13 protein-coding genes and 1 pseudogene are annotated in these 14,312 nt (G+C 44.6%); 13 read left to right on the top strand and 1 reads right to left on the bottom strand.

The genetic code is table 11. The annotated features are described in order from the left end of the window. From ACFQO0_RS16885 to ACFQO0_RS16825, 13 genes and pseudogenes are all read left to right on the top strand, one after another. A partial coding sequence (locus tag ACFQO0_RS16885; RefSeq protein ID WP_195874814.1) for an IS3 family transposase occupies nucleotides 1-109 on the top strand: 109 nt, incomplete at its 5' end. Nucleotides 110-124: 15 nt separating this feature from the next. Then, nucleotides 125-1,156 (top strand): annotated as a pseudogene (locus tag ACFQO0_RS16880) (UDP-glucose dehydrogenase family protein); the annotation flags it as partial. Between the two features lie 143 nt (nucleotides 1,157-1,299). Continuing rightward, nucleotides 1,300-3,159, top strand: a complete 1,860-nt coding sequence (asnB, locus tag ACFQO0_RS16875) for an asparagine synthase (glutamine-hydrolyzing) (RefSeq protein ID WP_382237040.1) — start codon at nucleotides 1,300-1,302, stop codon at nucleotides 3,157-3,159. Then, nucleotides 3,156-4,049 carry a glycosyltransferase family protein gene (locus ACFQO0_RS16870; protein ID WP_382237037.1) on the top strand — a complete coding sequence of 298 codons (894 nt, stop codon included), beginning with the start codon at nucleotides 3,156-3,158 and terminating at the stop codon, nucleotides 4,047-4,049. Before asnB ends, ACFQO0_RS16870 begins: the two co-directional genes overlap by 4 nt. Before the next feature lie 44 nt (nucleotides 4,050-4,093). Then, the gene (locus tag ACFQO0_RS16865; RefSeq protein WP_382237034.1) at nucleotides 4,094-4,387 is read left to right on the top strand and encodes a TylF/MycF/NovP-related O-methyltransferase; all 294 of its coding nucleotides are present in this window, start codon (nucleotides 4,094-4,096) and stop codon (nucleotides 4,385-4,387) included. Beyond that, nucleotides 4,341-4,856 (top strand): TylF/MycF/NovP-related O-methyltransferase, encoded by a 516-nt coding sequence (locus tag ACFQO0_RS16860; protein ID WP_382237031.1) that lies wholly within the window; start codon nucleotides 4,341-4,343, stop codon nucleotides 4,854-4,856. The genes ACFQO0_RS16865 and ACFQO0_RS16860 overlap by 47 nt, the downstream gene beginning before the upstream one ends. Before the next feature lies 1 nt (nucleotide 4,857). After that, a complete protein-coding gene (locus ACFQO0_RS16855; protein ID WP_382237028.1) occupies nucleotides 4,858-5,700 on the top strand; it encodes a class I SAM-dependent methyltransferase in 843 nt (280 codons plus the stop codon). Next, complete coding sequence (locus ACFQO0_RS16850) at nucleotides 5,697-6,941, top strand: glycosyltransferase family 4 protein (protein WP_382237026.1); 1,245 nt, start codon at nucleotides 5,697-5,699, stop codon at nucleotides 6,939-6,941. Before ACFQO0_RS16855 ends, ACFQO0_RS16850 begins: the two co-directional genes overlap by 4 nt. Beyond that, nucleotides 6,898-7,671: an NAD-dependent epimerase/dehydratase family protein gene (locus ACFQO0_RS16845; protein ID WP_382237023.1), complete on the top strand. Its 774-nt coding sequence runs from the start codon at nucleotides 6,898-6,900 to the stop codon at nucleotides 7,669-7,671. Before ACFQO0_RS16850 ends, ACFQO0_RS16845 begins: the two co-directional genes overlap by 44 nt. 106 nt (nucleotides 7,672-7,777) lie before the next feature. Continuing rightward, on the top strand, nucleotides 7,778-8,626 hold the full coding sequence (locus ACFQO0_RS16840; RefSeq protein ID WP_382237020.1) for a glycosyltransferase family 2 protein: 849 nt from the start codon (nucleotides 7,778-7,780) through the stop codon (nucleotides 8,624-8,626). 253 nt (nucleotides 8,627-8,879) lie between these two features. Next, entirely contained in the window at nucleotides 8,880-9,962 is a 1,083-nt protein-coding gene (locus tag ACFQO0_RS16835) for an acyltransferase family protein (protein WP_382237018.1), read from the top strand. 564 nt (nucleotides 9,963-10,526) lie between these two features. Then, nucleotides 10,527-11,507, top strand: a complete 981-nt coding sequence (locus ACFQO0_RS16830; protein ID WP_382237015.1) for a glycosyltransferase family 2 protein — start codon at nucleotides 10,527-10,529, stop codon at nucleotides 11,505-11,507. A 197-nt stretch (nucleotides 11,508-11,704) separates the two neighbouring features. Continuing rightward, on the top strand, nucleotides 11,705-13,615 hold the full coding sequence (locus tag ACFQO0_RS16825; RefSeq protein WP_382237012.1) for a hypothetical protein: 1,911 nt from the start codon (nucleotides 11,705-11,707) through the stop codon (nucleotides 13,613-13,615). A gap of 482 nt (nucleotides 13,616-14,097) precedes the next feature. Here ACFQO0_RS16825 and ACFQO0_RS16820 read toward each other — a convergent pair. Next, nucleotides 14,098-14,312: hypothetical protein (locus ACFQO0_RS16820; RefSeq protein ID WP_382237010.1), on the bottom strand; the 215-nt coding region annotated here is incomplete at its 5' end.

Genomic DNA, 14,312 nt, shown 5'->3' with positions numbered 1-14,312 from the left:
TGATTACATCGAGATGTTCTACAACGTCAAACGACGTCATAATCATGCTGACCGGCTTTCGCCCGTCAACTATGAAAAGCAGTACTTCGAGAGGCTTGCGAGTGTCTAAGAAACTCGGGGCGATTCAATTGGCCGCAGCTTGACTGAATACAAGGTTATCGTCAACAAATCAACCGTTCCGGTAGGCACGGCCGACAAGGTCAGGCAAGTCATACAAGAGGAACTGGATAAACGGGGTGTGAAAAGCAGCTTCAGTGTTGTATCGAATCCTGAGTTTCTTAAGGAAGGTGCCGCGATTGATGACTTTAACCGCCCCGATCGCATTGTCATTGGTGCTGATCATGAACGAGCAATTCGCGTCATGCGCGATATGTATGCGCCTTTCCAGCGCAACCATGATCGTCTAATCGTCATGGATATCAAATCTGCCGAGTTAACAAAGTATGCAGCAAATGCCATGCTGGCCACACGAATCTCATTCATGAATGAGCTTGCAAATCTAGCAGAACTCGTCGGCGCCGATATTGAACACGTGCGAAAAGGCATAGGTTCCGACCAGCGGATCGGTTATCACTTCTTATATGCCGGTTGTGGTTACGGTGGTTCTTGCTTCCCTAAGGATATACGTGCTTTGCAGCGTACTGGGGAAGAATACGGCATGCCGATGAAAGTGCTAGAGGCAGTGGAGCAAGTGAACCATACGCAAAAATCTGTGCTGCTTAATAAAATAACTCAGCGCTTTGGCGATGATTTAACTGGCAAGCACTTTGCTTTATGGGGGCTTGCATTCAAGCCGGGCACTGACGACATGCGCGAAGCCAGTAGTAGGGTGGTGATGGAAGGGTTATGGGCCAGAGGCGCAACTGTGGCGGTCTACGATCCAGTGGCGATGCATGAAACCCAACGCATCTACGGCGAACGTTCCGACATATCGTACGCAAAAGAACCGCTGGACGCTCTGCATGATGCAGATGCGCTAGTAATCGTGACGGAATGGAAGGCCTTCAAGAGTCCTGATTTTAACGCCATCAAATCGCGGTTAAAACAACCAGTGATTTTTGACGGGCGCAATTTGTTCGAGCCATCTAGTCTTGACGCGTTGGGGATAGAGTATCAAGGGATTGGACGGCTTGCTTCGTCATCCCCAAAAAATTGATTGAATCCATTTCAGTGGAATACATTCGTTATCTTTGCATGGCCGGTGAAGTATCTTCCTGTTCATCTGTTTAAAATTTGGGAAAATGTGTTGAAAACAATCTTCAAGCATGCGCGAGGCTATATTTTTAAAGGCACGCAATAATGTGCGGCATCTTTGGCTTTTTAGGGGGGATATCGCGTGAGCAGGCTTCTCATTGCCTGGATACATTGGCTCATCGAGGCCCGGATGGTTCCGGATTGTGGCATCAACCTGAAATAACGCTGGGTCATCGTCGACTTTCCATTCTTGATCTATCGGATAACGGCAAGCAGCCGATGAGTTATGCCAATGGACGTTATCAAATTACGTTCAATGGCGAAATTTATAATTTCCTTGAAATCCGTTCAGAGCTTGAATTGCTAGGGCATAAATTCCATAGCGAGTCTGATACGGAAGTTGTTCTTGCTGCCTTTGCACAATGGGGCGAACAATGCTTATCGCGGTTTAATGGCATGTGGGCTTTTGCTTTGTGGGATGTCCAAGAACAGTTGTTGTTTTTGTCCCGTGACCGATTTGGTAAGAAGCCACTTTATTACGCAGATTTGCCAAGAGGGAAATTCGCATTTTCCTCAGAGATGAAGGCTCTTTTTCCTTTGCTCGGGAAAGTAACGCCAAACGTTGGCCTTGTTGGGGACACGTCACGAATTTTTCTTTATGAGAGTACGAATGAATGCATAGTTGAAGGGATTAAGCGTTTACCGCCAGGTCATAACGGTTGGCTCAAAAACGGAAAATTGAGAGTGGAGCGGTGGTGGTGTACGTTAGATCATTTACCCGAGGTTCCCGTAAAGTATGCGGATCAGGTAGAGCAATTTCGGGAGTTATTTCTGGATGCGTGTCGTTTAAGGATGCGTAGTGATGTGTCCCTGGGAACGGCATTAAGTGGTGGTCTAGACTCAAGTGCGACTATTTCCTGCATGTCGCACATAGCAACGCACGGCAAGACTGCTCGTATGGGTGAGAGTTGGCAGCATGCTTTTGTCGCGTCATTCCCTGGAACGCCTTTGGATGAGTTGAAATATGCGCGACTGGTTACCGATCATATAGGGATTGATCCTGTTGTTATTGATGTTGATCCGATGAAGGATCTCGCCAACCTGGGTAATTCTCTTTATTTGTTTGAGGATTTATACATTACAAGCCCTATCCCTTTCATGCAGACGTATAGAGCTGTTAAGTCGCATAGTGTCTCTGTCACATTGGACGGGCACGGCGCAGATGAGCTATTTGGTGGATATTCGTTTGACTATATCCGGGCGTTGGACGACGCGGGTTGGAATTTGTCTCAGGCAGCGGATATTTTGCGAACTTATTATTCATCCTTTGGAGATAGTACACAGTTGAACAATCGATCTTCCCAGAAATTATTTCTGGCCAAATGGCATGGTAAAAAACTGCTGAGGAAGATGCTGGGGAGAGGCCAAAGTATTAAGTCACTAGATTCAGGTCATCCTTCCTGGTCGGCTTTGGATAAACTGAATCAGCAGCTTTATGTCTCAACGCATGAAACAATATTGCCTACCTTGCTACGAAACTATGATCGATACAGTATGGCAAATGGTGTAGAAATTCGCATGCCGTTTATGGATCATCGAATTGTAAGTTTTGCCTTTGCTATTCCCTGGACATCGAAAGTTCGAAATGGCTTTTCAAAAGCTATTGTTCGAGATGCAGTCGCGCCATTTATGCCCAAAGAGATCGCTTATCGAAAGACAAAAATTGGTTTTAACTCCCCAATATTGGATTGGATGAAGGGGCCGCTGAAAAATTTCATGTTTGATACTATTTCAAGCCAATCTTTTAAAGATTGCCAGCTCATTGATTCTGTAAAAGTAGCAAGTCAAATCCAGTATGCTATTAATAATTCCAATGCTAGATTTTCTGATGGGGAGCTTGCATGGACGATGTTAACTCCTTATCTGTGGGAGCGGGCTGTCATTAAGCGAGAAAGCCTTACATGACCGCATTGGCACCTATCGCTCTATTTGTCTATAACAGGCTGTGGCACACTCGTCAAACGATTGAGGCATTACAGAAGAATGAGTTGGCCATTGAAAGCAACTTGATTATTTTTTCTGATGCGCCGAAGTCAGACGCGTATAAAGATGCAGTAGATGCAGTGCGTCTGTATATCCGTCAGATTGCTGGATTCAGATCCGTTACCATTGTCGAGCGAGAGGAGAATTTTGGACTTGCTCGCTCTATTATTGAGGGCGTGACATTCATAACAAACAAGTATGACCGTATCATTGTGCTGGAAGATGATTTGGTTACATCACCTTATTTTTTGATGTTTATGAATGATGCATTAAATGCTTATCAAGATGATGAGAAGGTGATGCATATATCCGGTTATATGTTTCCGATAGAGGGTTCTGCTTTGCCGGAAACTTTTTTTCTTCGAACTGCATCGTGCTGGGGCTGGGCAACTTGGCAAAGGGCTTGGAAATATTTTGATAAAAATCCTGAAAAACTTAGTAATGAATTTACAGACGAAAAAATAAGTCGTTTCAACATGGATGGAACTTATAATTTTTGGTCGCAGGTAGAACAAAATAAACAGAGAGCGTTAAATACTTGGGCGATATTTTGGTATGCCTCTATTTTTCAATTGAATGGTTTATGCCTACATCCGAAGATATCGATGATAAACAATATTGGACATGACGCGACTGGGGAACACTGTGCTGAGAATAACGATTTCTCATCTATTTTAGCAATTGAACCAGTGAGTTATTTCGAAAAGAATATTGACGAGCATGTGCTTGCACTTGCAAAAACTAAAAAATTCTTCCAAGCGATCAAGCCTTCCCTGTTGTCGCGAATTGTTCGACGCTTAAAAGCGGGTTGATTCTGCAGTGGTTGCTGCGTATAGAAAGATGATGGATATAGCGAATGTATTTGACACAATTAGTAAAAAAAATAGTTCGGTCACTTGGGTTTGAAATTGTACGGCATCGTGCTGATGAACCTAACTTACCAGATGTACCTGCTGCAGTTGTGGAAACCTTTAAAAAGGTGCGTCCCTATACGATGACATCACCTGAGCGAATCGTTTCTCTGTGCGAGGCGGTGAAATATGTTCAAGAAAAAAGCATTGAAGGTGATATCGTTGAATGTGGTGTCTGGAAGGGGGGGGAGCATGATGGCAGTCGCCGATACACTGTTACGGATGGGGGATACAAATAGGAATTTATACCTGTTTGATACATTCGAGGGGATGCCTCCTCCAACTGAAAATGACGTTGACATTGCCGGAACCTTGGCGGCAAGTCTTTTGGACAGATCAGACAAAGAGACGGATGAATCGGTATGGTGTCGTGCCACATTGGATATTGTAAAAGATGCGCTTGGCAGTACCGGTTATCCTCGTGAGAAAACCCATTTCATTAAAGGTTTGGTCGAGGAAACGATTCCTCACTTTGTGCCTGAAAAAATCGCATTGCTGCGGTTGGATACTGATTGGTATGAATCAACAAAACATGAAATGGAACATTTATTTCCACGACTTTCAAAAGGTGGTGTGTTAATTATCGACGACTATGGGCACTGGCAAGGCGCAAGAAAAGCCGTTGACGAATATCTTGAGAAAAATGATGTAAAAATTTTGCTTAACAGAATTGATTACACTGGACGTATAGCAGTGAAGGTTGATTGAGATGCCTGCTTCTCAAATGATAAATATCGGATGCGGCTCACACTATCATCCGGACTGGATAAATTTGGATGTTTCGCCCGCTGATCCTCAAGTGATGGCGGTTGATATCAATCATGGTTTGCCATTCTCTTCAAAGTCTGTGGCTGTTTGTTACAGCTCGCATGTATTGGAGCATCTGGACAAAGTGGGTGCACGTCATCTAATCGCCGAATGCTTTCGTGTTCTAGACCATGGCGGTGCAATCAGATTGGTTCTGCCAGATTTGGAAGCATTGGTGCGAGAATATTTACGGATATTAGATGCGACTACCTCTGATGACCAGGCGCGAGAACTCGACTATGACTGGCTTATGCTCGAGTTGTATGACCAAGTTACCAGAAATTCTCCAGGTGGAGAAATGGGACACTTTCTATTAAGCCTTGATGAAAAAGATCGTTCTTTTGTTCGTTCTAGGATTGGTGTTGAGGCTGAAAATTTTTGGTCACCCAGGCAGGGCTTGCCGGGCAAGCATCGACTCAATGTCGTGATGAGCAGAATTTCATGGGGACGCTTGCTTAAAGTTACTCGTGAGAGGCTAGCTGGCTGGTTGGTCTATCTGGTTGCTGGTAAAGCGGCCTTTCAGAGTTTTCGCAAAGGTATTTTTAGGGATAGCGGTGAGGTGCATCAATGGATGTACGATCGTTATTCTCTCAGGCGGCTACTTGGTCAGGCGGGTTTCGTGAACGTAAAAATATGTGCCGCTGATGAAAGCCAGATACCGGAATATGAGAAATATTCTCTCGATGTATTGAACGGTGTCGCTAGAAAACCAGACTCTTTGTATATTGAAGCGTTCAAGCCGTGAATCTGCTCATACTTAATACGTTTGACAGTCAAGGAGGGGCTGCCATTGCCACTTTTCGTCTCCATTCAGGTTTGCGCTCCATCGGTGTAAGTTCACATATGCTGGTGCAGGGCAAGAAGACAGATGATCGCAGTGTGATAGGACCTTCAACCAAGTGGCAAAAGGTAGTGGCTATTCTTCGTCTGCATTTGGATAGCTTGTTGGCAGCTTTATATCGCAAGCGTGAAAAGGTATTGTTCTCGTCAGCGTGGATTCCAGAAAACTTGTTTTCAAAGGTGGAAAAGTTTCATCCGGATATCGTACATTTGTTTTGGGTAAATAGTGGATTTCTCAAAATTGAGACTCTGAGAAAATTCAAGCAACCGATCGTCTGGACACTACATGATATGTGGCCATTTACCGGTGGATGCCACTATGACGATGAGTGCGGAAAATTTCGGCAATCTTGTGGCGATTGCCCGCTTTTGCATTCAGATAAGGATAGTGATTTGTCTCGGCGTATTTGGACGCGCAAGCAGGCAGCCTGGAGTGAGGTGCCGATGGTGATCGTCGCGACCAGTCATTGGCTGGCCGATATGGCGCGATCAAGTTCGCTATTCAAGAATCAGCGGATTGAAGTGATACCGAATGGCATAGATATAGAGAGATACAAGCCGATCGATAAAAAGACTGCACGATCAGCTTATAACCTGCCGCAAGAAAAGCATCTCATCTTGTTTTCTGCGTTCAGTGCAACTTCCGACAAGCGCAAAGGTAATCAGTTTCTGATACTGGCACTGGAGAAAATAGCTCGGGAAGGATGGGGCGCGAAAACTGAATTGATCATCATCGGTGCTTCAGAACCGGAAAATTCCCCCGATTTGGGAATGAAGGTGCATTACATTAGGCAGTTGCATGACGAGATAAGCCAAGTACTGCTTTATTCAGCTGCAGATGTGGTAGTCGCTCCCTCGATGCAGGAAAATTTGTCCAATACGGTGATGGAATCGCTAGCTTGCGGGACGCCTGTTGTTGCATTCGACATTGGCGGCATGCCTGATATGATCGATCATCAAATTAGTGGTTATCTGGCTACTCCGTTTGAATCAAATGATCTGGCTGACGGGATAATGTGGGTACTGGAAGACAAAAACCGTCGCGACATGCTTTCGCAGCGCGCGCGTCAGACGGCTGAGGAGCGCTATGCTCTGCAGACAGTTGCTCATCGTTATTGCACTCTTTATCAAAGCATACTCAAATGATCTTTCGTATTCCAAATCTGGTTTTGCAATCGTGATCATTGGCTCTGGTTTGTTGGCTCAGGCTTTTTCGGATGCTTTTCCTTCGCGTGAAGATCTTTGTATCTATGCAGCCGGTGTTTCTAATTCGGGTTGTACAGATTCAAATGAATTCATACGTGAACGTCATCGTCTGGCAGATGCATTACAACAGGCGATGGATGTTGACGCATTTGTATATTTTGGGACGTGCAGTGTTGCTGATCCTGACGCATTAAATACGCCTTATGTTCAACATAAGCTGGCGATGGAGCAGATGGTCGCTGTGCATCCGAGAAATCTTATCTTGCGCCTGCCTCAGGTCGCAGGAAAAACGCCGAATCCCCATACGTTATTGAATTTTTTGTATGCGCGCATATTCCGCAGCGAGGCATTCGACTTATGGTATAGCGCCAAGCGCAATATTATTGACGTGGTAGATGTAGCGTTGATTGCGCAGCAACTAGTAGCAAATAATTCAATGCGGAATCGCGCACTTAACGTAGCAAATGTTATTAGCTATTCGATGGCGGACATTGTGCGTGCGATGGAAAGCGTGATAGGCAAACCTGCAATTTATAACGTTGTGGAACGGGGTTCGGAATATCAAATAGATACCAGCATTATTATTCCCATACTGGGAAATGCTGGTGTCGATTTTGATCATAATTACCTAGAGAAAATAGTTGAAAAATATTACAAAAGACCTGTTTGATTAAGCGATTTATTAGCGGCCGAGAAACCAAGAATTTACGAATTTTTGTTTTTGTCTTGAATAGATGCTTGTCTGTGCTACCGATAGTAAGACGTAAATAATACTTATGAACCTGACAGAATCCCAGCCTTTGTTGACAGTGATTGTAGCCGTTTTCAACGGCGCCAAGACGCTGCAGCAATGCATTGACAGCGTTGCTCACCAGACCTATGAAAATATAGAGTTAATTATTATTGATGGCGGTTCTCAAGACGGCACAGTTGATTTACTGAAAAAAAATAGTGAGCAGATAAGCTACTGGGTTTCCGAGCCTGACCGGGGAATATATAACGCTTGGAACAAAGCTTTGGCACAGGCAACCGGTGATTGGATTTGTTTTCTTGGCGCGGATGATTATCTTTGGAACGCGGACGTAATGTTCAAATTCGCACATAGTTTGAATAGTGTGCAGCCCAGTATGTATGTGGCTTATGGTCAAGTGATGTTGCTAAATGACGGCGGCCGAAATATGTATGCTGTTGGCGAGCCATGGGAGAATATAAACGAACGGTTTTACCAAGTTATGTGTATTCCTCATCAAGGCGTATTTCATCGGCATGCTTTGTTCGAAAAAGTTGGCGATTTTGACACGTCGTTCCGCATAGCAGGCGACTACGAACTTCTTTTGCGAGAATTAAAGAAAAGCAAGGCAACGTTCATTCCGATTATAGTTTCTGGAATGCGGCAAGGTGGTATTAGTAATAAACCAGAAAACACGATTAAGACTTTGCAGGAAATCAGACGTGCGCAAAAGATGCACGGATTTAAATTTCCTGGAAGAATTTGGACGCTTGCATATATTCGTTCTTATATTAGAACCTGGGCATGGAAAATTTTAGGAGAACGTTGCATGGCCCGTCTTCTAGATACTTATCGTCGTGCAATCGGACTCCCCGCATACTGGACAAAATTATAGATGACAGCGTGCTCTATAACATTCCGTATTCTTGATATTCGGCATTGCGGTGGTCTGTCTTTCATAAAACAGGATACAGTGTATTGGTTTGATACCCGTCATTGGTCTTGGGTAGGGCACATGATTACGCGTAGTTGGGTGGGAAGACGAAGAACCTATTGATTCTGACGCCGTTTTTCAATGCTTCATTGCCGGGTTGAGCAATAAAAAATGTTAATTTCGGCAACCAAAAATTTATCATAAAATGAGAACCTTGGGCTTAGCATTCGAGCAATCGCGTAGAGACAGCGACAATAATTTCCTCATTCTAAGGTTAGTTGCTGCATCGTTAGTCGTATATGGGCATAGTTTTGCATTAGCCGCGCCTTGTGCATCTTGTATTGATATGTTCGGCACCTTGTTCCGCTACAGGTATTCAGGCGACATCGGTCTGCACATTTTTTTCATTATCAGCGGCTTTTTAGTGACCGCCAGTTTTTGCAATAGATCCAGTCTCATCGAATTTATGAAGGCTCGATTATTGCGTATCTATCCAGCATTGATGGTTTGTTCCGTCCTGATGATTTTACTCGGGGCGGTATTGACCACGTATGACCAATCCTCGTATTGGTCATCGTCGGAAACATGGCGATTCTGGTATCTTAACTTCACTTTGCGTGGGATAGCATTTGATTTGCCTGGGGTATTCCAAGAACTAAAATTTAAAGCTATGAACGGCTCGCTCTGGTCTTTAGCTGTCGAGCTTCGTTTGTACTTCATCGTCGCAATTTTTGGGCTATTGGGTGCTTTCCGCTCCCGGCGCATTACCAATATTGTCCTGATTGCGATTGTTTTCTTGGCAGTGTTGAAGCCTCAATGGATTTTCTTTTTCTCTAAGGCACCGGAAAATCTGAGGGTCGCCGGGTTTTTTCTGCTTGGCTCCCTTGCTTATATGAATCGATCTCTGATTCCAATGAGATGGGCTCTTCTTGTTGTATCGGTGGCCATTGCAGCGATTACATTTGGAACTGTTTTATTCGAATGGTTCGCCGGTGTGACGTTATGCTATGGAGTTTTTCTTATCGCGTTCGCCAGAAAAATCCAGTTGCCTGCAATTCTTAAGGATTACTCTTATGGAATCTATCTATATGCTTGGCCGATCCAGCAACTGATCGCATTAAATGCTCCAGAATGGGGGCCATATGCAATGTTTTCATTGGCATTGCCAATAGCTTGGGCTTTAGGCGCCGCCTCCTGGTTTCTTATTGAAAAAACCGCTATGCGATTGAAGCGAGTAAATGTATTTACTTGGATGCGTTCAACCGCTCGAAATCTAGTGCCTCGACCAAGTGCTTAGAACAAACTGGGCTGTTCTGCAGCTTTTTGTGTATCGATTTGCAGCAGCTCCTGCCTTGATCCGTTCGTTGAGTATGTCCAAAAGAACGTTCGTGCTTCTTCTGCCACAGTGATTACGGAATGACTCGGCCTTGATTTGAGTTTTAGCCAAAAAGTGTATTTTGAAATGGTAAATGGAGTGTTGGGCAGCCTGTCTTCCATAAAACAAGATACTGTAAGCAGTCTGATCCCTTCATTGGCCCGTAGGTGGCTTTAATTGCCCGTGCTTGGTCACGCAGTTTCCTTTCGTGCCGGCGAAATAGCGGTACGGTCTGCCTTACCTAGCGCTACTTGCCGCAGGGGGTATGGTAAAAATTGAACAGGCGCAAATGTTCGCCGCCGTCTACTGCGCATGTTGGGAGCAAGCACTCGGGAGGGGACCTTATATAGTGTCTGGAAGACATAACGATATCCTTTGGCCATAATCAAGGTTGGAGGTAAGCCAGTGTGGTTGTGAAAAGCCTTGGTGACAATACAATAGTGTCTGTTGTAGCATCAACACCTGCAAAAACAAGCTGGAAGAAAAATGATTGACCGAGAGTTTGAAAAAAAGCTTAATAAAATTAAGGATGATATGCAACGCATAGCAGTAATCATACCTTGCTATAACGAAGAAGCTGCCATTACCTCGGTCATCCGAGATTTCCGTGTATCTTTTCCTACTGCAGAAATTTATGTCTTTGATAATAATTCAAGTGATCGAACGATAGAATTTTCTCGAGACGCTGGTGCTTTAGTGCGTACTGTGCCCTTGCAGGGAAAGGGTAACGTTATTCGAAGAATGTTTGCCGACGTGGATGCAGACATATATGTCCTAGTAGATGGCGACAATACTTATGACGCCAAGGAGGCACCTCGTTTAGTCGAGAAGCTCATAACGGAGGGGCTTGATATGGTTGTCGGCACACGTGTATCAGAGGAGCAATCAGCATATCGTTTGGGGCACCGCTTTGGTAATGCTTTATTGACGCGTTGTGTAGCCTTCATTTTTGGTAGTACATTCACCGATATGCTGTCTGGCTATCGGGTGTTCTCACGTCGGTATGTAAAGTCATTCCCTGCACAATCAGTAGGATTTGAAACCGAAACGGAACTTGCGGTGCATGCGCTTCAACTTAGAATGCCCGTGGCAGAATTGCCGACTGCATACGGATCGCGTCAAGAAGGATCTGTAAGCAAGTTGAACACCTATCGGGACGGCTTGAGAATACTGATCACAATATTCAGGTTGTTCAAATCTGAAAAGCCTCTCACCTTTTTCTCGTTAGGTTTTTTCTTTTGTACTTTTCTTTCAGTTTTGCTTTCTATTCCACTGTTTGAGAGTTATTTTGCCACTGGCTTGGTACCAAGATTTCCCACTGCTATTTTATGTTCAGCATTGATACTATTTGGCGTCATTTTGCTGACATGTGGCATTGTCCTTAGCACTGTTACTAAAGGGCGGACGGAAGTTAAGCGCCTCGCTTATTTAGCCATCCCGGCACCATACATAAAGCAATCGAAATAATGGAAAGTTACCGACAATCATTCGCTCCTTGATTGTTGGAAATCCGGTTCGCAGTCCCAGAGGCCGGATCCGTAACCCTATATGTTTTTTTTTGCCACGATGTCTTCAGTAAGATATCACTCGCTGATTGGCGTTGATGGCGCAAGATTCCGCTGCTTTACGCTTGCAGTCACCATTGGTAGATATACTGAACATTTTTGCTTCCAAACTTTGGACATGAAGCCAAAGCAAATAACCATACAAGAAAAATGCGTATTTTCCAGGTAAGTCCCAATAAAGCATGGCTCGGTAGTATCGACCTGAACGATTCAAAAACGTTTTCAATCGTCTGTTTTATTGCTCCTGTAATTTTTGGATTGATTTCTATATGGCTAGGAGCTGACACGAATTGGGATTTGAAGAACTATCACATATATAACGCATTTGCGTTTTTGAACGGGAAACTGAATATTGATCTTGCGCCTGCCGGAATGCAGACCTACTTTAATCCCGTCCTTGATGTGCCATATTATTTGATGTCGCGATATTTGCCAGCTCCCTTAGTTGGCTTCATTATGGGCGTGGTACATGGGATTAATTTTGTCCTGCTGGCGGGAATAGCCCGTAACGTCTTATCGAATCTTCCCGCCGAAGATCGCGTTCGGATTCCATTGCTGCTATCCATATTGGGTTGTCTAACTGCGAATTTCCTTTCAGGTATCGGAAATTCAATGGGAGACGATACGACGGCTGTTTTTGTGCTTGCCTCACTGCTTATTGTTTTAAATGGCTGGGCCAAGTTTTCGCAAGGCGGATTGCGGGCTATCCTTGTCGTCATCGTGGCTGGCTTATTTGCCGGTTTTAGCGCAGGTTTGAAGCTGACGAATGTGGTGTACGCCATCGCTCTGTGTGCAAGTTTTTGTATTGCTCCTCTAAGTTGGGGAAATCGAATTCGTCTCGCGTTCTTTTTCGGTATCGGCGTTCTGATCGGTACCGCATCCACTGCCGGATATTGGTTTTATGAGATGTGGCGGTCATTCGGTAACCCACTTTTTCCTCAGTTCAGTGCATTTTTCCCCAACCCGCTAACTCCATCAATCGGGGTGGCCGACGTCATATGGCGGCCAAAAAACTGGTTGGAAACAGCCTTATGGCCTTTCATATTTTCTTTGAATCCGCAAAGAGTCGGGCAGCTCTCGCTGCATCAAATTATTTGGCCTGTTGTATATGTTCTTTTCTGGTGCTGGGTTGCGACGGTCCTGATTAGAAAGAGAACTCAAAACCCTACTGGGAGCATGCAGCCATCCGCAAAATATGTCGTCGCCTTTGTCGCACTTGGCTATTTATTGTGGATGCAGTTATTTAGTATCCAGCGTTACCTGGTACCTATTGAGGTATGCGCTCCTTTGGTTGTCTTTATTCTTCTGACGCAGATCATGGATTATAAGAACGCCCGAAAGATCGCTTTTCGAATTCTTGCAGTAACAACAGCCGTTGTTCTTCTCGGCGGCCTTAGTACTTGGGGACACGCATCTTGGGCAGAAAAAATGTTCAGCATCGAATTACCAAACCTCGAAGATCCTTTGAGAACAACGGCAATTATTGTCGGCGGTGATCCCGCTTACGGATGGGTCGCAGCTCAATTTCCGGCCAACGTTGCTTTTACTCAAGTCCAAGGTAGCTTTCCCGAAGCAATGCCCGCATATGGCAATCGCATTCGTCAGATGGTTAAGCAGCGCGGTGGTCCTGTCTTTGCGCTTCTCCCTGCACAAAATCATTCCCGGAGATTAAATAAGATCGCCAGAATTCGTAAAGTCGCGTTTAATCTTGGCATTTCATCGACTGACAGCGGATGTGCAGCCCTTCAATGGGCAGCAACGAAATTTAAGTTCCACGCAGTTGTAACGATGTTGGATGTACCAACCGACAGGAACAAATGTTCAATAGATGTATCTCCCTCTGACATGGTAGCTCTTGACGTAAAAAATGAAGCTTTTCTTTCCTTAGCGAAAAATCAACTAGAAAAATACGGCTATTCGATCGATTTCGGATCGTGCAAGACATATAGAACATATATTGGCCGTGATGAATCAGAGCCTTTTCAGTGGTGTAGAGTGTTCGGGCTCTAATCTCACGCCAGTCTCCACTGATACGGATTCGAACGGTACTCCTCCGTTGCGAGAGCTTCTTCCTACTACTTAAACTCGAATAGGTTCGGCTACAGGTCAAGAAAAGGTGAATGAAGAACTGCATGGTGTATTCGATTACACTGAAATTTTCACGTTGGTAAGAAGTTCCTCTTCGGGGAAAGCTCAAGGAGCGGCGACGGTAATCACATCCCGCTCTGGCCGGTAGAACAAGAGGCTGTATTTCGAAAGGCCTACAGGTTTCTATAAACCTCCGGATAATTCATGCGTCAATGGAGGCCCTTCATGATCGTCGTAAATTTTTTAGAACATCCCCGTGTTTGAGATACTTCCCGCCTTGTAATCTGGGTTTCCCGCCTGCTGGAATAACCGTTAGGAAATGAAAAATTGCTTTATTACGTCGTCGCGATCGCTATTTATTGTTTTTTTATTGCAGTCTTGATTAGAGGAAAATCGAGGCAATCTCAAATAATGTTGTATTGCTTTGGTTTGGCGCCAGCATTTTTTCTTGTGTTGTGCCGCGGAAATGTTGGCACTGATACGGCGGCATACTGAATCGCCCCGGCTTTACTAGACACATCTGAGCCTATAAATTTATAGGTTAACGGAGGTGTTATGAGTGCAAAGCGATATACAGAAGAATTCAAGATTGAAGCAGTCAAACAGGTCACAGAACGAG

The organism is Herminiimonas aquatilis, assembly GCF_042665175.1.
In the GTDB taxonomy this organism is placed as follows: domain Bacteria; phylum Pseudomonadota; class Gammaproteobacteria; order Burkholderiales; family Burkholderiaceae_D; genus Oxalicibacterium; species Oxalicibacterium aquatilis.
The sequence above is the reverse complement of the archived record's forward strand: the minus strand, read 5'-3'. Positions and strand labels throughout refer to the sequence as shown.

What these genes read in the sequence shown, in the direction of transcription:
- asnB (WP_382237040.1), top strand. Translation starts at nt 1,300, where the DNA reads ATGTGCGGCATCTTTGGCTTTTTAGGGGGGATATCGCGTGAGCAGGCT.
- ACFQO0_RS16870 (WP_382237037.1), top strand. Translation starts at nt 3,156, where the DNA reads ATGACCGCATTGGCACCTATCGCTCTATTTGTCTATAACAGGCTGTGG.
- ACFQO0_RS16865 (WP_382237034.1), top strand. Translation starts at nt 4,094, where the DNA reads ATGTATTTGACACAATTAGTAAAAAAAATAGTTCGGTCACTTGGGTTT.
- ACFQO0_RS16860 (WP_382237031.1), top strand. Translation starts at nt 4,341, where the DNA reads ATGATGGCAGTCGCCGATACACTGTTACGGATGGGGGATACAAATAGG.
- ACFQO0_RS16855 (WP_382237028.1), top strand. Translation starts at nt 4,858, where the DNA reads ATGCCTGCTTCTCAAATGATAAATATCGGATGCGGCTCACACTATCAT.
- ACFQO0_RS16840 (WP_382237020.1), top strand. Translation starts at nt 7,778, where the DNA reads ATGAACCTGACAGAATCCCAGCCTTTGTTGACAGTGATTGTAGCCGTT.
- ACFQO0_RS16830 (WP_382237015.1), top strand. Translation starts at nt 10,527, where the DNA reads ATGATTGACCGAGAGTTTGAAAAAAAGCTTAATAAAATTAAGGATGAT.